Source organism: Afipia sp. DC4300-2b1 (assembly GCF_049895725.1).
Classification (GTDB): domain Bacteria; phylum Pseudomonadota; class Alphaproteobacteria; order Rhizobiales; family Xanthobacteraceae; genus Afipia; species Afipia broomeae.
On sequence record NZ_JAFCSX010000004.1, the window covers coordinates 467790 to 490112 of the forward strand.

Here is a 22323-nt window from a genome sequence, read left to right on the forward strand (position 1 = left end):
TCGACCACAGATAACGGACCAGAATTTCCAGGAGCGGCCCATGACCGGCGCGCGCATGACCACGCTTGCGTCCTTGCGAGGGACCATCGGCCGCCTTGAGGGTGAAGCCGGTGGGCTTGCGCGCGTGGCGCTCGGACACGCGGATGCCGACGCTGTGTTGCAGGGCGGACTGGTGCGCGGCGCGCTGCATGAGGTGTTCGCCGAGGGCGGCCGTCATGGTGCGGCAGCGACGGGCTTTATTGCGGGGCTGGCACATCGCCTCGCGGGGCAGCGGCCGCTGGTGTGGGTGCGGCAGGATTTTGCGGAACTTGAATCCGGTGCGCTCTCGATGAGCGGCCTCAATGAACTCGGGCTTGATCCGCGTCTCCTGGTGACGGTCCGGGCAACGGATGCCGAGACGGCGCTGCGTGCCGCAGCCGACGCGATCGCCTGCGATGCGCTGGGTGCCGTGGTGCTGGATGTCTGGGGCGAAGTGCGGGCACTCGATCTGGTCGCAAGCCGCAGGCTGACGCTGGCCGCGCGCGCGTCGAATGTCACGTGCCTGATGTTGCGTACGGCCGCCACGCCGTCCGCCAGCACGGCGGAGACGCGGTGGGTGGTGCGTCCCGCGCCTTCACTTTCCGAAACCGAGGCGTGGGGCGCGCCGATGCTTGACGCACGCCTCATTCGCAACCGTCACGGCCAGACCGGACAATGGATCATGGAGTGGAAATGTGATGAGGGCCTCTTCCGTGAAGGCACGGCGCATTCTCAGCCTGTGGCTGCCGCGCCTGCCGACAGATCGCTTGAAGCGTCAGTTGTCGGGACAAGACGCCGCGCCGGATGATGCGCGTCCGTGTGTGGTCGTCGGAAAACTGAACAATGAGCTGCAAATTTCCGCGCTGAACGACGCCGCTGCCGATATCGGCCTTGAGATCGGGCTGCCGCTTGCCAACGCACGCGCGGTTTGTCCCGATGTGGAGGTGTTCGACGCGGACGAAGCGGCGGATGCAAAGTTGCTGGAAGATATCGCCGACTGGTGCAACCGCTTCACGCCGCTGGTGGCGCTCGATGCGCCTGATGGATTGCTGCTCGATATCAGCGGCTGTGCGCATCTGTTCGGCGGCGAGGCAGCGATGCTGCGCAACGTCTGCGGATCGCTGGCGCGGCAAGGTTTTGTCGTCAACGCGGCGATTGCCAGCACGCCGGTCTGTGCGCGCACCGTGGCGCGCGCGGCGCGAAGCTGCATCGTTCCCGATGGAGAGGAAGCGCGTGCCGTCGCCCGTCTGCCGGTGGACGCGCTTGGTGCTGATGATGCGATCACACGAGGCCTGCGCCGCGCTGGTCTGAAAACGGTCGGCGATGTGGCGGCGCGGGCACCGCACGAACTTGCAGCACGCTTCGGCGCTGCGTTCGTGAGTTTGTTGCAACAGGCATTGGGGCAGGCCGACGCGCCGATCTCGCCTCGCAAGCCGCTGCCGGATTTCATGGTGGAAAAGCGTTTCGCCGAACCGGTCGCCACCGACACTGTGATCGCAGCCATTCTTTCCGGTCTGGCGCAGATGCTGGTCGCGGCGATGGACAAGCAAGGCAAGGGCGCGCGGCAGTTGGAAGCCAGCTTTTTCCGCACCGACGGCGCGGTACGCACTATCACGGTGGAGACTGGACAGCCGGTCACCAGGGTCAATGTCGTCGATCGTCTGTTCCGCGAGCGGCTCGATGCGCTGGCCGATCCGCTCGATCCCGGCTTCGGGTTCGATCTGATCCGCCTGTCGGCCAGCCGCGTCGAGATTGTGGTGCAAGAGCAGCGCGATTTCGATACCCGCACCCGGGACAATGATGAAGTGGCGGCGCTGGCCGACCGTCTCGCCGCGCGTCTTGGCGGCAGGCGCGTTGTTGTTCATCTGCCGCAGGATACGCATATTCCGGAACGCGCTGCGCTGGCTGTTCCGGCGCAACAACATCTCGCCGCGGCTTCTAGCGCCGAGTGGCCTGCGCGCGCCGAAGCCGAACCGCCGCTGCGCCCGCTGCGGCTGTTCGAGCGGCCGGAAGAAATCAAGGTCACTGCTGCCGCGGTCCCTGACGGACCTCCGCCCCGGTTTACGTGGCGGCGTGCGACCCATGCGGTGGTGCGTGTCGAGGGGCCGGAGCGCATCGCCATGGAATGGTGGAGACAGAAGCCAGAAACGCTGACGCGTGATTATTTCCGCGTCGAGGATGCGGAAGGGATGCGCTTCTGGATTTATCGCGATGGTCTTTACGGCAGCGAACTTGTCACCGACGAGGGCGAACCGGTTCAGCCGAAATGGTTCGTGCATGGGCTGTTCGCATGAAAATCACCGACTATGCGGAAATCGGGATCACGACGAACTTCTCGTTCCTGCGCGGCGGATCGCAGCCGCAGGAATATGTTCATCAGGCCGGCGAATTTCGCATTCCGGCTATCGGCATCGCCGACCGCAACACACTGGCCGGTGTCGTGCGCGCTTACAAGGAACTCGGGAACCCAGATGTCAAATTCAAACCCAGATTGCTGATTGGAGCCCGCCTCGTATTTATCGATGGAACGCCGGATATCCTGATCTATCCGCGCGACCGCGCCGCCTATGGCCGGCTGTGCCAGTTGCTGACGCGCGGCAAACTCAAGGCGGAGAAGGGTGAGTGTCATCTCACGCTCGACGATCTGCTCGATTTTGCCGAAGGGCAATTGCTCGTTCTTGTGCTGCCGCACCGTTTTGAGGCTGCAACGGCCTTGAAGGTTCTCGATCGATTGAAGCGCAGCCGCGCCGACGGTGCAAAAGATATATGGCTCGCTGCGAGCCTGTTGTATCGCGGTGATGACAGGCGGCGTCTTGGCAGGCTTCAGCGTCTTGCCGTTTCGGTTCGCGTGCCGCTGCTGGCGACCAACGAGGTGCTTTACCATCACCCGGCGCGCCGGCTCTTGCAGGATGTGCTGACCTGTATCCGGGAAAAGACGACGATCATGCGTGCCGGCAGGCGGCTCGAAGCCAATGCCGAGCGGCATCTGAAACCCGGCTTCGAAATGGCGCGGCTGTTTCGCGATCTGCCCGAGGCGGTTGCGGAAACGATGCGCTTCGCCGATCGCATCACGTTCACGCTCGACGAACTCAAATATCAATATCCCGACGAACCGGTGCCTCCGGGCAAGACGGCGCAACGGCATCTGGAAGACCTGACATGGAGCGGCGCGCATCGGAAATTTCCGGTGCGGATTTCTCCCAAGATCAAAAAGGTTCTTTGGAAAGAACTGCGGCTTATCCGCAAGCTGAAGTATGCACATTATTTCCTGACGGTACACGACATTGTCTGCTATGCGACAAGCCAGGACATTCTCTGTCAGGGGCGTGGTTCTGCAGCTAACTCTGCCGTCTGCTATGTCCTCGGAGTCACCGCCGTCAATCCGGCACAGACCGACGTTCTGTTCGAGCGCTTCATCTCCAAAGAACGCCTCGAGCCTCCCGATATCGATGTGGACTTCGAGCATTCGCGGCGCGAGGAGGTGATGCAATATGTCTACCGGCGCTATGGACGCCACCGCGCGGCGATCGTCGCCACCGTCATTCATTATCGTCCGCGCAGCGCCATCCGGGATGTCGGCAAGGCGCTCGGGCTGACGGAAGACGTGACGGCCGCGCTGGCCGATACGGTGTGGGGGAATTGGGGCGTCGGCGTCAGTGACATGCAGATCAGGCAGGCGGGCTTCGATCCGCAGAACGGGATGATCCGCCGCGCCGTTGAACTGGCCACGGAGCTGATCAAGTTCCCGCGTCATCTGTCGCAGCATGTCGGCGGCTATGTGCTGACGCAGGACCGTCTCGATACTTACGTGCCCATCGGTAATGCCGCGATGGACGACCGCACCTTCATCGAGTGGGACAAGGACGACATCGACACGCTACGTATGATGAAGGTCGATGTGCTGGCGCTCGGCATGCTGACCTGCATCCGCAAATGCTTCGATCTGATCGAGCAGCACAAGGGGCTGCATTATCAGCTTTCTGACATCAAGGCGGAGAATGACGACAGCGGTCCGGTCTTCGATATGTTGTGTAGAGGCGAGTCGCTCGGCGTGTTTCAGGTGGAAAGCCGTGCACAGATGAACATGCTGCCGCGCCTGAGGCCGCGCACGTTCTACGATCTCGTCATCGAGGTCGCCATCGTCCGGCCCGGTCCGATCCAGGGCAATATGGTTCATCCTTATCTCAAGCGACGAAAGATGAAAAAGGAGGAAATTGATTATCCTTATCCCAAGGGAGGCAACAAAAACGAATTGAAGGACATTCTGCACAAGACCCTCGGCGTGCCGCTATTTCAGGAACAGGCAATGCGCATCGCCATGGCGGCTGCTGAGTTTACATCGGAGGAAGCCAACGGGTTGCGACGCGCGATGGCGACCTTCCGCAATGTCGGCACCATGCCGAAGTTCGAAAAGCGTATGGTCGGCCGCATGATCGATCGCGGCTACGAACCTGGGTTCGCGCAAAGCTGCTTCGACCAGATCAAGGGATTCGGCAGCTACGGCTTCCCCGAAAGCCACGCATCGAGCTTCGCGCAGCTTGTCTATGTGTCGTCGTGGCTAAAGCATTACCATCCCGATGCATTTTGCTGCGGTCTCTTGAATTCGCAGCCGATGGGATTTTATGCACCCGCGCAGATCATCGGTGACGCGCGCAAGAACGGCGTCACGGTGCGCGAGATCGATGTATCTCACAGTTTTGGGCAGAATACCCTGGAAGAGCGGACCGGAAAGTATTGCGCCGTGCGGCTGGGCTTCCGGCAGATCGACGGTTTTGATGTCTACGATTTGGACGAGGAGAAACTGGACAAGGCCAAATCTGCGGCTACGAAAAGCAAAGCAAAGCGCCGCGAGGATTACTGGGATCAGCGCATCGCCGCCGCGCGATTACGAAAACCATTCACCTCTCTGGAGGACTTCGCCCGTGAAACGCGGTTGCCGAAGCGCGCCCTGATCCTGCTGGCGGATGCAGATGCGTTCCGTTCGCTCGGGCTCGATCGCCGTGAGGCGCTGTGGGCGGTGCGGCGGTTGCCGGACGATGTGCCATTGCCGTTGTTTTCCGCCGCGGCGGCGCGCGAACAACCCGATGAAGCCGCTCAGCCGTTACCCGAAATGCCGCTGCCGGAGCATGTGGTTGCCGACTATCAGACCATCAGGCTGTCATTGAAGGGACATCCGATGGAATTCCTGCGGCTGAAGTTTGCGGAAGAGGGAGTGGTGGCTTGCGAAGCTGTCGCCCATGCCCATGACAGACAGCGGGTGCGCTGTGCCGGCGTGGTGCTGGTCCGGCAGCGGCCCGGCAGCGCCAAGGGTGTCGTTTTCATGACGCTGGAGGATGAGACCGGCATTGCCAATATCGTGGTGTGGCCGAAAGTGATGGAGAAATTTCGCAAGGAAGTAATGGGCGCGCGGCTGATCGAGGTGCAGGGGACCATTCAGAGCAGCCCGGACAGGGTGGTCCATCTGGTGGCGGAGCGTTTGTTTGATCGCTCCCATGACCTGATGAATCTCGCCAACGATGCGCTTGGACGGAAACATCCGATCCCTCCCGGTTCAGATATCGTCGAGCCGCTGGAGGATGAACAGAAGGCGCATTCGGACAGCCCCGTTTACAAAATACGCCATCCGCGCAATGTGCTTATCCTTCCGCGCTCGCGGGATTTTCACTGATACGATTTGTGAATTGCTTCGGCCTTCGTCATCCGCTCAATGGGGCTGCTGATGCCGGAGCCGCGCCATGAAGTCCGTACACGATATTCTCGCTGATCTCTGGACCCTCGGCGGCGGCGAACCTTCTGCGCTCGATGCCGTCACGCTGACGGGACGCGAGCCAATCCTCCCGTCGTCCTTCCGCGTTGGCGCCGCTTCGCAGGTCACGATTGCAGCCGCCGGTCTTGCCGCAGCGGAAATATGGAAAGCCCGCGGCGGCGAGGCACAAGGCATTTCGGTCGACATGATGCACGCGGTCGTCGAGTGCCGCAGTGAGCGACATCTGCGGGTCGATGACAAACCGCCGCCGCGGGCGTGGGACGCCATTGCAGGTGTCTATAAAACGGGCGACGGACGCTTCGTGCGTCTCCACACCAATTTTCCGCATCACCGCGACAATGTCTGCAAGGTGCTGGCCTGCAAACCGGAGCGCGACGATGTACAGCGCGCTTTGATGCAATGGAAAGCCGAAGCATTCGAGAACGACGCTTATGCAGGCGGATGCGTCGTTTCGATGATGCGGTCGCATGACGAGTGGCTCGCAACGTCCCAGGCGCAGGCCCTTGAGCGATTGCCGCTAATACAGATCGAGAAAATCGGCGAAGCTGCGCCGCGTCAATGGCCTGCCGGTGATCGCCCGCTGGCGGGATTGCGTGTGCTCGATCTGTCGCGGGTTATCGCCGGTCCGGTCGCAGGGCGTACGTGGGCGGCGCATGGCGCGGAGGTCATGCTGATTTCCTCGCCGAACCTGCCTTCGATCCCGTGGCTCGTCATCGATACCGGCCGCGGCAAGCTGACGAGTTTCGCCGACCTCAAGACGGAGCAGGGAAGGAACGTGCTGCGCGACCTGCTGGCGTCGGCCGATATTTTCTCTCAAGGCTACCGGCCGCAATCGATCGCCGCGCTCGGCTTTTCGGCGGAAGACGCGGCCCGGATCAGCCCGGGCATCGTTTATTTGTCCATGTGCGCCTATGGCCACGCTGGCCCGTGGGCAGGCCGACGCGGCTTCGACTCCCTGGTCCAGACCTCAACCGGGTTCAACCACGCTGAGGGCAAAGCCGCCGGAATACACGGACCGAAAGAGTTGCCAATGCAGATCCTCGACCACGCCACGGGGCATCTGATGGCGTTCGGTGCCATGATGGCGCGTTTGCGGCAGGCGCGGGAGGGCGGAAGCTGGCATGTGAAGGTTTCGCTGGCGCAGACGGGGCGCTGGCTCTGGAACCTGGGCCGGCTGGACGATGGCCTGGCGGCGGCAGACCTCACAGCGGACCAAATTCTGCCGTTTATGGAGCAAAGTGCATCGGGTTTTGGTGCGCTGCGGGGTGTTCGTCACGCGGCGGTGATGTCGGCAACTCCTGCATTCTGGCGCCGCCCGGCGATGCCCCTCGGGTCCCACGAGCCGATGTGGCCTTCATTCGGCTGACGTTAACCGAAAATAATGTCCATGCCGTCGGTTTTTGATTGTCCTAAATAGGAAAGAGGAACTATTAGCCTGACAGGCTGCGTCGGCTCGCCGCAGGATCACGGATTTCGAATGACCGAAAAGACAACCAGCCTGAGTGCTCTGATTGCCCGGGTTCAGGCTATGCCCCGGCAGCGGTTGGCTATGGGCGCTAGTGTGGCCGTGATTGCCGGGCTGGCAGCGTTTGGCCTGACGTTTGTGGGGGCTTCGCCCAAAAACCATTCCGACGTCTCCAGCCAGTCTCGAAAGGGGCTGCTGCGCTATACGCCGACGGCGGCGGAATGGGCCAGCCTGACCGTTCAGCCGGTGGTGGAACGCGCGTTCCGTGCCGAGCATGTCACAGAAGGCAAGATCGCGGTCGATGAAGACCGCTCGACGCCGGTATTCTCGCCCAATGCCGGTCGTGTCACCAAGCTGCTGTCGCGGCCCGGCGACAGGGTCACGCAGGGCCAGTCGCTGTTCGTGATCGAGGCTGCCGACAATGTTCAGGCGCAGAACGATTTCATCACGGCGGCGACCGCGTTCAACAAGGCGAAGTCGCAACTCGAACTGGCGCAAATCCAGGACAAGCGCGCCCGCGATCTTTATGAGGGCAAGGCCGCGCCGCTGAAGGACTATCAGCAATCGCAGGCAGCGCTGATATCCGCGCAGAACGACATGCGCTCGAGCGAGACGGCGCTGGAAGCCGCGCGCAGTCGGCTGCGCATGCTCGGCCTGACCGACGAGGCCATCACGGCCTTTCAGGACAAGGGCCGCATCAATCGCGAAACGACGATCTTCTCGCCGATCACCGGCACGGTCGTGCAGCGCAAGGTCGGCCCCGGACAATACGTCAATGCCGGTGCGAGCGACCCGGTGTTCGTTGTCGGCGATCTGTCTACCGTCTGGCTGACAGCGTTCGTACGCGAAACCGAAGCGCCCGCCATCGAGGTTGGTCAGGAAATTATGTTCGGCGTTCTCGCGTTTCCGGGACGCACCTTCAACGCGCGCATCAATTATGTTTCGGCGGCCATCGATCCGACATCCCGCCGTCTGATGGTCCGTGCCACCATCGACAATCCCGGCGAAGCCTTGAAGCCGGAGATGTTCGCCAACGTAACCATCTATTCCGCAGGCGACCGTCCGGCCGTCGGTGTGCCCAGGCAGGCGCTCATCTACGAAGGCGATCAGGTAAGGGTCTGGGTTGTGCGCGACGACAAGTCCATCGAACTGCGCCAGATCAAGATCGGCATGACCAACGGCGATCTGGTCGAAGTGAAGAGCAACCTGTCCCCCAACGAGAATATCGTGACCCGAGGCAGCCTGTTCATTGATCGCGCTGCGTCAGGCAGCTAGTCCGCTCCGTGTCTTTCCCCGACGTCATACGCTCCCGCTGAAAGACCGGTCTCGATGGATCGCCTTGTCGCTCTTGCTGTCAACCGCCGCTACCTCATGGTGGTGCTGTTCATCATGACGATGGTTGGCGGCGTCATCGCTTTCCAGCAGTTGAACATCGAGGCCTATCCGGATCCCACGCCCCCGATGGTCGACATCGTAACGCAAAGTCCCGGCCTGTCGGCTGAGGAAATCGAACGTTACATTACCATTCCGATCGAAACGCAGGTTGCTGGCCTGAAGAACCTGCGGACGCTTCGCACAATCTCGCTTTACGGTCTGTCGGACGTCAAACTGCAGTTTTCGTTCGACTACACCTACGACGAAGCCTTGCAGCAGGTGCTCAACCGCCTGTCGCAGCTCAGCCCCTTGCCGGGCAATGTGCAGCCGCAGATTTCTCCGTTGAGCCCGATCGGCGAAATCTTCCGCTATCGGCTGGTCGGACCGCCGAACTACAGCGTTCTGGATCTGAAGACGTTGCAGGACTGGGTGCTGCAACGCCGCTTCCGCAGCGTGCCCGGCGTGATCGATGTCACGAGCTGGGGCGGCAAGACCAAGACCTATGAGCTTCAGGTCGATTTCAACAAGCTGACAGCCTTTGGCCTGACGTTGCCGCAGGTGCTGCAGGCCGTCGGCAACGCCAACATCAATGTCGGCGGCAACACCGTCAACATCGGCACGCAGTCCGCGGTTGTTCGCGGCGTCGGCCTGATCCGCTCCATCGACGATCTGGCCACCACCATGATTTCGCAAAGCGGCGGCAATCCCGTACTGGTGCGTGACATCGCGACCGTGACGGTGGGCGAGAAACCACGTCTCGGCGTCGCCGGCATGAATGCTGACGATGATATCGTTCAGGGCATCGTGCTGATGCGCCGGGGCGAGCAGAGCTCGCCGACCATCGCGCGCGTGGAAAAGCTGGTCAAATCGATCAACAACTCGAATATTTTGCCGCCCGGCGTGCGGATTGAACGCATCTACGATCGCAAGGATCTGATCGACACCACGACCCACACCGTGCTCCACAACATGGTAGTCGGCATCCTTCTGATCGTCCTGCTGCAGTGGCTGTTCCTGGGCAATCTGCGCAGCGCGGTGATCGTGGGCGCCACGATTCCTTTCGCGCTGTTTTTTGCCGTCATCATCATGGTGCTGCGCGGTGAGTCAGCCAACCTTCTGTCGGTGGGCGCCATCGACTTCGGTCTGATCGTGGACGGCACGGTCATTATGGTCGAGGCGATTTTCCGCAGACTATCGCAGACCACCGTACTGTCCGTATCCGAAGAGCGGGCAATCTCGCCGGAGACCATTATGGGCATGAAAGCCCATGCCATTCTCAGCGCTGCGGCCGACGTCTCCCGGTCGATCTTCTTTGCGGCTGCGATCATTATCGCCGCGTTCCTGCCGCTGTTCACGCTGAGCGGTGTCGAAGGTCATATTTTCGGGCCGATGGCGAAAACCTACGCCTATGCACTGGCAGGCGGATTGCTCGCGACCTTCACGATCACCCCGGCGCTGAGCGCGATCATTCTTCCTGCGCATATCCAGGAAACTGAAACCCGCATCATGCAATGGCTGCATCGCGTTTATATGCCGCTGCTGCATTGGGCGATCAGCAGCCGGCGGATCGTCATGGCGGCTGCGGGAATGCTCGTCATCCTCACATTCGTTGCGGTGCGGATGCTCGGGCTCGAATTCCTGCCAAAGCTGGAAGAGGGCAACCTCTGGATCCGTGCGACACTTCCACCGACCATTTCACTCGAGGAGGGCAACTCCTACGTCAACGAAATGCGAAAGCTCATCCGCTCGCGGCCGGAGGTGGAATCGGTCGTATCGCAACACGGACGGCCCGACGACGGCACCGATGCGGCGGGTCTGTTCAATGCGGAATTTTTCGCGCCACTGAAGCCGGTCAGCGAATGGCCGGGTTCACGCGACAAGGATGATTTGACCAGCGAGCTTCTGGCGCAACTCCAGAAGAGATTTCCCGGCGTCGAGTTCAATTTCTCGCAGTATCTGCAGGACAACGTCGCCGAAGCAGTGTCCGGCGTGAAGGGTGAGAACTCGATCAAGCTGTACGGCAGCGATCTTGAGGAATTGACCAAGACCGCCAACAAGATCAAGTCGGTGCTCTCGACGGTGAAGGGCATCACCGATTTGTCGGTTTTTACATCGCTGGGGCAGCCCACGATCCAGATCGACATCGATCGCGCACGGGCCGCACGTTATGGCCTCTCTCCCGGTGACATCAACGCGACTATCCGTGTCGCGATTGGCGGCGACAGCGCGGGCGATCTGTACGAGCCCGGCAGCGATCGTCATTTTCCGATCGTGGTCCGCCTTGCGCCTGAATACCGCAAGAGCGCCGAAGCGATTCACAATCTGCGCATCGGCGCGCAGGGACCGAACGGGATCCAGCAGGTTCCCCTGTCGGAAGTAGCTTCAATCAAACTCGTATCCGGCGCGGCCTATATCTATCGAGAGCAGCAGGAGCGCTATCTGCCGATCAAGTTCTCGGTGCGCGAGCGCGACCTTGGCAGCGCCATTCAGGAGGCGCAGGACAAGGTGGCGGAGCAGGTCCAGCTTCCTGCCGGCTCGCATATGGAATGGGTCGGAGAGTTCGGAAATCTTCAGGATGCGATCCGGCGGTTGTCTATCGTGGTGCCGATCAGCCTTGCGCTGATCGCCATTCTGCTGTGGTTCAACTTCGGATCGATGCCGGACACTCTCTTGGCGATGAGTGTGATTCCGATGGCGATCTTCGGCGGCGTGCTTGGATTGCTGTTCAGCGGCATTCCGTTCAGCGTTTCAGCGGCGATCGGATTCATCGCGCTGATGGGCATTGCGGTGATGGATGGCATCATCATTCTGTCGCAATACAACCAGCTTATCGACGAGGGATACAATCGCGTCAGGGCGGTGATAAGGACCGGCGAGCTTCAGTTGCGTCCGGTGCTGATGACCTGCGTCGTCGCAGGCATTGGTCTTCTGCCGGCAGCCATGTCGGAGGGAATCGGGTCTCAGGTGCAAAAGCCGCTCGCGGTGGTGGTCGTGACCGGCATGGCGGTGGCGCCGCTGGTCATCCTGATCACGCTGCCGGTCCTGATTTTGATGTTCTCGCGCCGGGTGCGCTAAGAGCTATCGTCCCGACGGCGTGCGTACGCCGTGCCAGGCGTCGCGGACCTGATGATAGTGCACCTCGGGCAGGTAGTCCGGCGTACTGAGGCCAAGTGTTCTGACGTCGAGACGGCCGATTGCGCTCAGCAGGGTATAGGAGGCGATCACGCGGTCGCGCTGTGCCAGAATCTGGCGGGACCGGGCGGCCGTGAGATCCTGCTGTGAATTGAGCACATCGATGGTGGTCCGCTGTCCGGCCTGCGCCTCGCGCCGCACGCCCTGCAATGCGATGTTCGCTGACTTCACCTCGGCTTCGGCAGCGGCGAGCGCGACCTTGGTGCCCTCGCTGCTGATCCAGGCGCTGATCGCGGCGGTGCGGGCCTGATTTCTGACCTGTTCCAGCACGAGTCGGCTTTGCACCGCGGTTTCCTTGGCCTGGCGGGTTTGCGAGGCGGCGGTGCCGCCGTCATAAATCGGCAAGGTGAGGGCGCCGACCACGGACGCCTGATCGGCACGTTTGGTGCCGAGGTTAGGGTCGCTGTCAGCGCTGCGGTTGACATTGCCCTGCACGTTAACCTGCGGCAGCAGGCTGCTCTCGGCAACGCTGATGGTGGTGGTGGCAACATCGACGTCGTAAGTCGCTGCGATGACCGCGGGATTTTCGCGAATCGAGCTGTCGATGGCCTCCTGCCGGCTCTGCGGAACAAAGCGATCGACCGTCTGTGCCGGTGCAAGGCTGCCGGGCATGTTGCCGATCACCTGCGCATAGATGGCGCGGCTGGTTTCCAGCGCGACTTCCGCAGCGTTGAGGTCTGCGAGGCCCCGGCTCAGCCGCGCCTCGGCCTGAGCGGTGTCGGTCGGAGTAACGTCGCCGGCGTCGAGGCGCTTCTTGGTAATGCCGAGGGTCTCACGCAGGAATGCGACGTTGCCGCGCTGGGTCTCGACCAGAGCCTGATTGGAGATTACGTTCATGTACGCGGTGACGGCATCGAGCAGGACGCCCTGACCGGTGTTGCGCAAGGCCTCCCGGCCGGACAGCACCTGAAATTCCGCAACACGGACGCTGTTGGAGGTTTTGAAGCCGTTAAACAGGTTTTGCGTGACCGTCACGCCGATGGTCCACGGCTTCAGGGTCGCGGTCTGGATGGTGTTATCCAGAAGCAGATTGCGAACCGGCTGCAATCCGGCGCTGAGACTCGCGACGATCTGCGGACGATAGCCCGCCAGCGCCTGCGGCACGTTTTCGTCGGTGGCGCGCTGCTGGGCACGGCCGGCATTGAGCTGCGGATTGGACTGATAGGCTTTGACCAGCGCCTCGTTCAGCGTCTCGGCGCGGGCCTGCGCTCCGAATCCGGCAGACAGCGCGAGACCGATAGCGACGCCCGACACACCAAGGCGCCAGCCTACGCCACCAAACCCTGAAGCACGCCGAGCCATCGTTTTCCGTAACAATCCGAGATTCACAGCAGCGGTGGGATTGCACCATCCGGCAGCTCCATTCGTACACTGTTTAGAGGCCGATGTTCGCTTGGGCAAACCTATGAACACAGAAAATCGCCGACTGTGACTGTGTACACCGCTTTGTTATCAACCAGGCCGGTATTGTCTTGACCGATCAATGTCCTACGGTGAAATTCCGGCACGGTGGCTAAGTGTCGCGCGCCCTTATGCGATGACAGCGGCCTGTCCGGCGGAGTGGACCAGCAGACATCCGATGCCAAGAATCTTCTCCGACCCTGAGGCGATCGCGGGCGATATCATTCGCGAGGTCGGACCAAGGCTTGTGGTCGGTCTGCCTTTGGGCCTCGGCAAGGCGAATCACATCGTCAATGCGTTGTTTCGGCGGGCTCTGAATGACCGCTCGATCCATCTAACCATTTTCACGGCGTTGACACTTGAGAAGCCGGCACCGTCGGCCGATCTCGAACGGCGATTTATCGGACCCGTGATAGACCGGCTGTTCGGCGGCTACCCGGATCTGGATTACGCCAAGGCACTGCATGCCCGGGCGCTGCCGCCGAATATCGAGATCGTCGAATTCTTCTTCCTTGCAGGCAAGTGGCTCGGCAATGCCTATGCGCAACAGCACTATATTTCGGCGAACTACACCCACGCCTCGTCATACCTGCTGACCCGCGGCGTCAACGTGATCGCCCAACTGGTGGCCAAGCGCATCGTCGACGGCCAGACCAGATACAGCCTCGGCGGCAATACCGACACCACGCTCGATCTGATGCGGGCGCGCGCCGAGGGCCGGATCGCGTTCAAGATTGTGGGGCAGGTGAACTCCGAACTGCCGTTCATGCCGGGGCAGGGCGATCTGGCCGGGGATGAATTTCATGCGGTGCTGGACAGTCCGGAAACCGATTTCCCGCTGTTCGCGCCGCCATCGGAGCCGGTCTCGGACACCAAGTACGCCATCGGGCTGCATTCTGCGGGATTGATCCGCGATGGCGGCACCTTGCAGATCGGTATTGGACAGGTCGGCGATGCGCTCGCACAAGGATTGATCGTTCGTCATCGTGATAGTGCAGCCTATCGCGAAATCATGTCACGGTTGGCCCCGGGGCAGGCGTTGCGCGAGGCAGAACCATTCACGGCAGGTCTTTACGGCGTCAGTGAAATGTTTTTCGAGGCGTTTCTCGCGCTGATCGATGCCGGCGTGCTCAAGCGCGAGGTCGATGGCGCACTCCTGCACGCCGCGTTCTTCCTCGGCCCGAAATCCTTCTACCGTGCTCTGCGTGAAATGAAGCCTGAGCAGATCGAACGCATCCAGATGGTGCCGGTCTCATTTACCAACCAGCTCTATGGCGGCGAGGATGCCAAGCGGCGAGCGCGTGTCGATGCACGGTTTGTCAACAACGCGATGATGGCGACGTTGATGGGAGCCGTGGTCTCCGACGGTCTCGATAACGGTCAGGTCGTGAGCGGCGTCGGCGGTCAGTTTAATTTCGTGGCGCAGGCCTTTGCGCTCGAGGGCGCACGCTCGATACTGACGCTGGAATCGACGCGCGGTTCCGGCAAGAAAGTCGCGTCCAATGTTCGATGGTCCTACGGGCACACCACGATCCCGCGTCACCTGCGCGATGTTATTGTCACCGAATACGGCGTTGCCGATCTTCGCGGCCATTCGGATGCCGATGTGATCGCGGCGATGCTGAATGTGACGGATACGCGGTTTCAACGCGAACTGATGCGGCAGGCGAAAGAGGCGGGCAAACTGCCGAAGGGATACGAGATTCCGGCCGTCCACCGCGAGAATTTCCCGGACCGCGTCGCCGCAGCCCTGAAGCCGTCACGTGATGCCGGATTGCTGCCGGCATTCCCCTTCGGCAGCGACTTCACGGACGTCGAACAGCGGCTGATCCCGGCCCTGCAGATTCTGAAGGAGGCGACCGCCAGTCCGCTGGCTTTGCTCGGGCTCGCATGGGAAGGCCGCCGCGCCAACCATTCCGCCGAACTGGCCGCATGTCTTGCGCGGATGCAACTCGAACGGCCGGCATCCTTTGCCGACCGGTTCTATCGCGCCCTGCTGATCGCCGCGCTGGCGCGGAGCAGCCAGACCTAGCGGTGCTTGAAGTTCGGCTTCCGCTTCTCGATGAAAGCGGCCATGCCTTCTGAACGATCCTCAAGCGCAAACGTCGCGTGGAACAGATCGCCCTCGACATTCATGCCTTCGGCGAGCGGTGTTTCCAGCGCGCGGTTGACGGCGCTCTTTGCCATCGCGACCGCAGGCTGCGACATCGATGCGATCTTCTCCGCGATCGCGAGCACTTCTTCCATCAGCTTGTCGGCGGGGAAAATACGGCTGACGAGGCCCGAGCGCTCGGCCTCCGCCGCATCCATCATGCGGCCGGTGAGGCACAGGTCCATCGCCTTGGATTTGCCGACCGCGCGCGTCAGCCGCTGTGTGCCGCCAAGGCCCGGAATGGTGCCGAGCGTAATTTCGGGCTGACCGAATTTAGCGGTGTCGGACGCGATGATGATGTCGCACATCATCGCAAGTTCGCAGCCGCCGCCGAGCGCATAGCCGCTGACAGCCGCGATGGTCGGCTTCTTGCAAGTCGCAACGCGATCGCCGCCGATATCCATGAAGTCTTCGCTGAACATGTCGATGAATTTCTTCGGCTGCATTTCCTTGATGTCGGCGCCGGCGGCGAATGCCTTTTCGTTGCCGGTGACGACAATGCAGCCGACAGCAGTATTGGCCTCGAGCTGATCGATCGCGATCGCAATTTCCTTGAAGACACCAAAGGAGAGAGCATTGAGCATCTTGGGCCGGTTGATCTGCACGATGCCGACCGCGCCCCTGGTCTCAACGATGATGTGCTCGAATGCTGACATGTTTCGCCCCTTGAAGGATGTCTGAGGATCAGCGCCTGCGCGCGGTTGGGCGGCAATGTGCCTTCCGGGGCTGGTCTCTGCAAGACCGGGGATGTCAGGGCTGATCGTCACGTGCGCAACAAAAACGCCGGTTCGCAAGGCTGCGGACCGGCGTTTGCGTCTGATGCAGACGGTGTTTGCGTCAGCTGATCAGCAGGCGGGCCGCCGATGCCAGTGTCAGCAGGCTTCCGAACGCGATGAAGATCTTGCCGATCAGCGATGTCTTGCTCCACGGATCCCCGTCATCAGTCTTGAATACGGGCTTTTCCGATGCCGATGTCGCCCGGATGATCTTGCCGCTCTGGACCGGCGCCGGCTGAACTGCGGCGGGGGCGGCCGGAGCGCCGGAATCCTGCGCGGTCTCGGCCGTCGCAGCGCGGTCGGCATCGGTCAGTTGGTCGGCGGCAGCAAGCTGCATGCCGTCCACGACCGGAGCATCGGTGCTGTCGAGAGCCGCGAAATTCCTCGCCTGGTCTTCCGCCAGGGCCTGGGCGCGCGCATTGGCGACCGAAGCCGGCAACTCGGTCTTGTTCTGACTGGCAGTCTTGGCCTCGCTACGGGCCGGCTTGTCCTCCCATGTCTCTGGAGCCTCGATAATCTTCGACGAGACCTTCGATCCTGCCTTCTTCGCGTATCGCGTTGACTTGGTGGCGTATCGCGCTGATTTGGATTTCTTCGCAGCCACGCGCTGCTTTTTAAATTTGGAGAGAACAACGGGACGGTTGGCCGAGGTGACCTTCGCGGCTTTTTCAGTCTTGGTTGTCGATTTGGCGGCCATCGCCGGCTCGACTGAAAAGCTCATCCAGATTCCGGCGGCAGCGACCAGCGCCGCTAATCCTGTACTCCTAATCCGCATGGCAATTTCCCCTTTTGCCAGAGCCTCCAGCAAGGGGAACAGACCGGTGCGGAATGGCCACAGGACGGCAGAAAGAGGGAATCTTGTGATCTTTTGCCCTAAAAAAGACCCACAGCCGGAGCCCCGCGCAGCGTCGTTAGGTCTCGGGAACCAATTCGTTCACGATTGCGTGATTGCAATTTCTCCCCGTAACACTTTAGGAACAGGAGCGAATTGCGTTGATAGGAGCGCGCGTGCGCGGACGTGAGGACGAGTGGACCGATCTGATGCGATCGGCCAATGCCGGAGACAACGCCGCATATCATCGCCTCCTCAAGGCCGTGACGCCGGTCCTGCGAGCAGGGGCGCGCCGCGGTCTGGCGAGAGCCGGTCAGCCGGTCGACCAGTCCGAGGACATCGTGCAGGACATTTTGTTAGCGGTGCATTTGAAGCGGCATACCTGGGACGCCAACGCCCCGTTCGCGCCGTGGCTGTTCGCGATTGCCCGCAACAAGCTGATCGATGCCCTGCGCCGCCGCGGCCGCCGTGTCTTCGTCAACATCGACGATTTTTCGGAGACTCTGGCGGGTGCGCCGGTCGAGGACCGTGTGGCGCCGAGTGAGGTCACGACCCATCTCAACGGCTTGCCGAAGCGGCAGCGGGACGTGTTGCAATCGATCGCCGTCGACAGTGCGTCTATCAAGGAAACGGCGGCTAAACTTTCGATGACCGAGGGCGCTGTGCGCGTGGCGCTGCACCGGGGACTGACGGGTCTCGCAAGCAAACTGCGGAAAGAATGACCATGGACACCAACGATCTCATCCGCACCCTCGCCGCGGATAACGACACACACGAACGCTCGGTCGGTCATCTGCTGCTGGCCGCACTGGTGCTTGCGGTGCCGGTATCGACTGCGCTGTTCCTGGCTGGGCTTGGTGTGCGCTCCGACGTGATGACCGCCATGCGCAATCCGATGTTCGATCTGAAGTTCGCCGTCACCCTCGCGCTGGCCGCGGGCGCTATCGTGATCAGCCTGCGTCTTTCACGGCCGGAAGCCTCGCTTGGGCGCTGGGCGTGGCTGCTGGCGGTTCCGGCCGGATTGCTCGGAATCGGCATGATGGGCGAGATGATGATGATGCCAAATCGTGCCCCGATGGCGACGCGGATGGTGGGCTCTAACTCGAAACTTTGCCTGGTCGCCATTCCGCTGCTGTCCCTGCCGTTGCTGGCGGCGGCGCTGGTAGCCTTGCGGCGCGGTGCGCCGTCGCGGCCGGCTGTGACGGGAGCTTTCGCCGGGTTGCTGTCGGCCGGGTTGGCTGCAACGCTTTACGCGGCGCACTGCACCGACGACTCACCGATGTTCGTGGCGACCTGGTACTCGATGGCGGCTGCAATCGTTGCGGCGATTGGTGCGCTCGCGGGCTCGCGCGTCCTGAGATTCTAAATTCATGTGACGGGCCGTGCGAAGCCCGGTGCCATCGTCCTCACACAGCAGATTCCGTCTGCGCGGTGTCCTGCCGCATCCGGTAGAAGCGCAGCACCTGTTGCGCGGTTGAAGGGCGCAGCATGTCGTAGCTTGACTTGTGTTCGTCGATATTCTCGATCTCGGTTCCGGACGCGTTGCCGCACATTTCAAGTACCAGCTTGAGCGACATCCACGACAGTCCTGCGACCTTGGCGAGGACCAGCAATCCCTCCGAGCGCGACTCGATCATCATGTTTTCAACGGTCGCGACTGGAACATTCGCACATACAGCTATCGCGGCACCTGTTTCCTCGAAGCGCCCGGACGCCGCGAATTCGGCGATCTGCCTTTCGTCGAGGCGTCCGTCGTCGAAGAGGGATTTAACGAGACGCATCGCCTGAGATGTTTCGCCGCGTGTGGAGGCTCCATGGCCGGCGTTGAATGCGGCTTCCTTGACGGCGGCCGAGATATCGTCCGCTGCGCGGGGGTTTGCGGCCTGGAGGCGCTCTCGTACTGAGTCCGACGCTCTTGCGATGAGCTTGAGATAGTGAGGCCTTGGAATTCCTCGCCGTGCGCCAAGACAAGTGGCGAGATTGTCATTGCCCTCGGCGCGGGAGACCAGCTCCGTGAAGCCCTTGTCGGAGAATTCTGCGCCCGGATTGTTGACGGTGCTCTCGACTACGTCGTTGTTGCCGCATTCAACCAGAACGTCGGTGACGGCGTCGCTCAGAACCTTTCGTTTCGAAATCGCGAGCATATGGCCCTGGCTCTTGCTGCGCGCGTTTTTGATCAGCATGTCGTCGTTCAGCCGCTCTGACAGCGACAGCACTGGTGCGGCAACCTCGATCTCGTCGTCGAAGGCAAGCGTGTAAATCAGGCGTGGGGGCGCTTTCGGCACTGGCGCCATGCGTTTCGCCAGCAGGGCCTTGGCCGAGGTCTCGATTTCTTCGATCAGACAATGAAAGACGTCATCGAAAACATTGATCTGCTCGTCGGAGTAGTCCGTCACACCGTACAGAAAGAGATCGGTGACCCGGCGCAGCGTCTCCACGCGGCGTGCCACAGTGCCGTGAGCGAGAGCATTCTGTAGTTCATCGAGAAGATTGGCCGGCCGTGCTGTCGATCTCGAACTCATGACTTTCTGTCCTGGAAACACCGAAGCGACAAATGCCAGCCAGGTTCTTGGCCGGCGTAAATGGAAGCTAGGCTGAGACAACCCGATTTCGCCCTAGGTCTTTGGCTTGATAAAGAAGCTGATCGGCGCGGGCGAGAATGCTGTCCGCGGTATCGTCCGTTCGCAACATGGCCACACCGGCCGACATTGTGACATTCATGTCCTGCGAAATCGCACTCCAGTCGAGCGCGCCCACGATGGCGCGCAATCGATCGACGGTGCGCATCGCTGCGCCATCGGATGTTTCCGGGAGAATGAGCAGGAATTCCTCGCCGCCATAGCGGCCGAATTTGTCGATGCTGCGGATATTGGCGAACATTGTGATTGCAAAAGCCCGCAGTGCTTCGTCGCCGACTGGATGTCCGAACCGGTCGTTGATGCGCTTGAACCAGTCGAGATCGATCAACGCGACAGCGCAAGGCGTCTTGCTGCGCCGGGAGCGGGCGATCTCTTCGTCGAGCGTTTGCATGATGCTGCGCCGGTTGAGCGATCCGGTCAGTTCGTCAAGTTCGGCGAGTTCTTCGATGCGCTTGTAAGCTTCCTTCAGCTCGATGCCGCGCCGATAGAGGGATTCGTGCAGCGAACTGCTGAACAGGCCGACGACCATGCCGCGGCCAAGCACCAGAATGAAAACCAGCATGGTCGCGAAGCGCTCCAGCGGCGTGCCGGTCGGCATTCCGATAGGTCTATCCGAGAGAAGAAACAGGACGGTCAAGCCGACGGCTGCGGCCGTCCATCCGATGATCGTCTGGCGAGGCGTGGACCGCAATGCGGCGAAGGTAAAGACAAGGAAGATGGAGCAAAGGAAGAGGCAGCCGACTTCGGGCGCCAGGTAGATGAACAGCAGCATGATCCCGAGGCTAATGCTGGTTTGCTGCGAGATGAAGTAGTGATCTCTGAACCGGTCGTTGATCTTGGCTTCCGAAATCGCAATGTACGCAGCCACCGACAATAGACCGCAGGCTCCATAGGCGGGTGCGACCATAAAACTGGTGGCGCCTGCGTAGGCGTAGATCAGCAGAATCGCGGCGTCGATCATGTAGCTGACGCCGACCATGTCGAGCATCTGCCGCCGCTGCCTTGCACGGCGTGCGAGAATCTCCGGCGCCAATTCGCTCTCGACGGCGGAATGGCTTCGGCCAAGAGCGCCTGTCAGGGATCCGGAGGCCGATGAAGCTGCGCCGCGCATGAACTCGCCGTTAAGGAAAAGCAATGCGGGACTGTAGGCGGGAAAGCCTTTAGGTTTGGTATCGTTGGAGTGACTTACGGGATCGGTAAGCCGCAGAGCTTCAAGAACTATTCCGTCCAATCCGGAATAATCCTGATTAGGTAACTGAATACCATCTCTGGTATCCATAGGTCTCATCACTTGCCCTTGTTCATGATTCAGGGGCATTTTGCGCTTCGCCAATCCCGGCAATTTCGGGAAATCGCGAAGATTTTCACGGATTTGATCGAACCCATTTCCAGTCGCGTGCGACCAACCTTGCGAGACGGCCATTGAGTGCAACCCACGCGACGTCGGACGAAGTTCTGATCGGTCGCATCGCCCAAGGTGACCGGCTCGCCATGCAGGTGCTTTACGGAAGGCACCATGTACGGGTGTTTCGCTTCTCGCTGCGGCTCGTGAGGAACGAGTCCATCGCGGAGGACCTCATCAGCGAGGTTTTCCTCGATGTGTGGCGTCAGGCCGGCAAGTTTGAAGGCCGGTCTGCTGTCTCTACGTGGCTCCTGGCGATCACCCGGTTCAAGGCCCTGTCCGCCCTCCGCAAGAGGAAGGACGCGGAACTGGACGACGAAACGGCTGCCGCGATCGAGGACACGTCCGATAATCCGGAAGTCACCGTCGCTAAGAAGGACACGAGTAACGCGTTGCGGAACTGCCTGACCGCACTTTCGCCAGAACATCGGGAGATCGTCGATCTCGTCTACTACCACGAGAAGTCCGTGGAAGAAGTGGCCGAAATCGTGGGCATCCCGGAGAATACAGTAAAGACGCGCCTGTTTTACGCGCGGAAGAAATTAGCCGAACTGCTGAAGGCAGCCGGCATAGAGCGAGGTTGGCCATGACTGCCACGAGCAAGCAAACCGCCGATCGGGAGCCTACGGAGCTCGAGGCTCTGCTGCCGTTCCATGCGGCGGGCACGCTCAACCTGCGTGACGCCCGCCGCGTCGATGAGGCACTCGCCAGCGATCCCGATCTGGCGCGCCAATACGCAGCGATCCAGGACGAGTACGCAGAAACGATTTTGCTGAACGAGAGCCTTGGTGCGCCGTCTTCGCGGGCGATGCAGAAGCTGTTCGCCGCCATCGACGCCGAGCCTGCGCGCAAGAGCGTGTCATTTAATCCGCTTATGCGGGCTGTCGGGTTCTTCTCGAGTTTGTCACCGCGCACGCTTGCTTATGCAGGTGTCGCTGGTGCGGTGCTGGTTCTGTTGCAGGCGGGTGTGATTGGAACCGTACTGGTCAAGGATCGCGCGGGCGGCAATTTCCAGACGGCCGCGTTCCCGGCTCAGTCGACCGCGGGCACGTTTGGCCTGATCCGCTTCGCGCCGGACGCCAAGGCCGACGACATCGCCCAATTGCTGAACAACTACAACGCGTCCATCGTTTCCGGTCCCAAGGCTGGCATGTTCCGCGTCCAGTTCGGCGACAAAGCGCTGTCAAAGCAGGACGCGGCGCAGCTTATGACACGGTTGCAGGCCGAAAAGATCATCAGCATGGTGGTGAGTGCTGACTAGTCCTTGATCCCGCGCCCGATAAGTATCGGGCCATCGGCTTGGCG

The 22323-nt window shown here is 61.2% G+C and carries 16 protein-coding genes; 11 read left to right on the forward strand and 5 right to left on the reverse strand.

Going from position 1 to position 22323, the window contains the following annotated elements; all coding sequences use genetic code 11:
• The first annotated feature begins 40 nt into the window (after positions 1–40).
• The 6 genes from ACP7AL_RS18660 (at position 41) to ACP7AL_RS18685 (ending at position 11699) form a co-directional block, all read left to right on the forward strand.
• On the forward strand, positions 41–826 hold the full coding sequence (locus ACP7AL_RS18660) for an ImuA family protein (RefSeq protein ID WP_425993435.1): 786 nt from the start codon (positions 41–43) through the stop codon (positions 824–826).
• Positions 717–2312: a Y-family DNA polymerase gene (locus ACP7AL_RS18665; RefSeq protein ID WP_425993436.1), complete on the forward strand. Its 1596-nt coding sequence runs from the start codon at positions 717–719 to the stop codon at positions 2310–2312. Before ACP7AL_RS18660 ends, ACP7AL_RS18665 begins: the two co-directional genes overlap by 110 nt.
• Positions 2309–5686: an error-prone DNA polymerase gene (locus ACP7AL_RS18670; protein ID WP_425993437.1), complete on the forward strand. Its 3378-nt coding sequence runs from the start codon at positions 2309–2311 to the stop codon at positions 5684–5686. The genes ACP7AL_RS18665 and ACP7AL_RS18670 overlap by 4 nt, the downstream gene beginning before the upstream one ends.
• Before the next feature lie 67 nt (positions 5687–5753).
• Positions 5754–7151, forward strand: a complete 1398-nt coding sequence (locus tag ACP7AL_RS18675; RefSeq protein ID WP_425993438.1) for a CoA transferase — start codon at positions 5754–5756, stop codon at positions 7149–7151.
• A gap of 111 nt (positions 7152–7262) precedes the next feature.
• Complete coding sequence (locus tag ACP7AL_RS18680; RefSeq protein WP_425993439.1) at positions 7263–8525, forward strand: efflux RND transporter periplasmic adaptor subunit; 1263 nt, start codon at positions 7263–7265, stop codon at positions 8523–8525.
• A gap of 54 nt (positions 8526–8579) precedes the next feature.
• Positions 8580–11699 (forward strand): efflux RND transporter permease subunit, encoded by a 3120-nt coding sequence (locus ACP7AL_RS18685; RefSeq protein WP_425993440.1) that lies wholly within the window; start codon positions 8580–8582, stop codon positions 11697–11699.
• Between the two features lie 3 nt (positions 11700–11702).
• Here the strand turns inward: ACP7AL_RS18685 and ACP7AL_RS18690 are convergent, their stop codons facing one another.
• Positions 11703–13118, reverse strand: coding sequence for a TolC family outer membrane protein (locus ACP7AL_RS18690; RefSeq protein WP_425993441.1), 1416 nt, complete (start codon positions 13116–13118; stop codon positions 11703–11705).
• Positions 13119–13395: 277 nt separating this feature from the next.
• On the opposite strand from ACP7AL_RS18690, the gene ACP7AL_RS18695 reads away from it, so the two are divergent.
• Positions 13396–15249, forward strand: coding sequence for an acetyl-CoA hydrolase/transferase C-terminal domain-containing protein (locus ACP7AL_RS18695; protein ID WP_425993442.1), 1854 nt, complete (start codon positions 13396–13398; stop codon positions 15247–15249).
• Here the strand turns inward: ACP7AL_RS18695 and ACP7AL_RS18700 are convergent.
• Together ACP7AL_RS18700 and ACP7AL_RS18705 are read right to left on the reverse strand one after the other, a co-directional pair.
• Positions 15246–16025 (reverse strand): enoyl-CoA hydratase, encoded by a 780-nt coding sequence (locus tag ACP7AL_RS18700; protein ID WP_425993443.1) that lies wholly within the window; start codon positions 16023–16025, stop codon positions 15246–15248. The genes ACP7AL_RS18695 and ACP7AL_RS18700 overlap by 4 nt on opposite strands.
• A 181-nt stretch (positions 16026–16206) precedes the next feature.
• Positions 16207–16920 carry a hypothetical protein gene (locus ACP7AL_RS18705; protein WP_425993444.1) on the reverse strand — a complete coding sequence of 238 codons (714 nt, stop codon included), beginning with the start codon at positions 16918–16920 and terminating at the stop codon, positions 16207–16209.
• A 233-nt stretch (positions 16921–17153) separates the two neighbouring features.
• Here ACP7AL_RS18705 and ACP7AL_RS18710 point away from each other — a divergent pair, with 233 nt between their 5' ends.
• Positions 17154–17699 carry a sigma-70 family RNA polymerase sigma factor gene (locus tag ACP7AL_RS18710; RefSeq protein WP_425993445.1) on the forward strand — a complete coding sequence of 182 codons (546 nt, stop codon included), beginning with the start codon at positions 17154–17156 and terminating at the stop codon, positions 17697–17699.
• 2 nt (positions 17700–17701) lie between these two features.
• Positions 17702–18343 carry an NrsF family protein gene (locus ACP7AL_RS18715; RefSeq protein WP_425993446.1) on the forward strand — a complete coding sequence of 214 codons (642 nt, stop codon included), beginning with the start codon at positions 17702–17704 and terminating at the stop codon, positions 18341–18343.
• A gap of 40 nt (positions 18344–18383) precedes the next feature.
• Here ACP7AL_RS18715 and ACP7AL_RS18720 read toward each other — a convergent pair whose 3' ends face one another.
• Together ACP7AL_RS18720 and ACP7AL_RS18725 are read right to left on the reverse strand one after the other, a co-directional pair.
• Positions 18384–19499 carry a DUF2336 domain-containing protein gene (locus tag ACP7AL_RS18720; protein WP_425993447.1) on the reverse strand — a complete coding sequence of 372 codons (1116 nt, stop codon included), beginning with the start codon at positions 19497–19499 and terminating at the stop codon, positions 18384–18386.
• Between the two features lie 67 nt (positions 19500–19566).
• Positions 19567–20727: a GGDEF domain-containing protein gene (locus tag ACP7AL_RS18725; RefSeq protein WP_425993600.1), complete on the reverse strand. Its 1161-nt coding sequence runs from the start codon at positions 20725–20727 to the stop codon at positions 19567–19569.
• Between the two features lie 311 nt (positions 20728–21038).
• Between ACP7AL_RS18725 and ACP7AL_RS18730 the strand changes: the two genes are divergently transcribed.
• Positions 21039–21608, forward strand: a complete 570-nt coding sequence (locus ACP7AL_RS18730) for a sigma-70 family RNA polymerase sigma factor (protein WP_425993448.1) — start codon at positions 21039–21041, stop codon at positions 21606–21608.
• Positions 21605–22279, forward strand: coding sequence for a hypothetical protein (locus tag ACP7AL_RS18735; RefSeq protein WP_425993449.1), 675 nt, complete (start codon positions 21605–21607; stop codon positions 22277–22279). Before ACP7AL_RS18730 ends, ACP7AL_RS18735 begins: the two co-directional genes overlap by 4 nt.
• Positions 22280–22323: the final 44 nt, after the last annotated feature.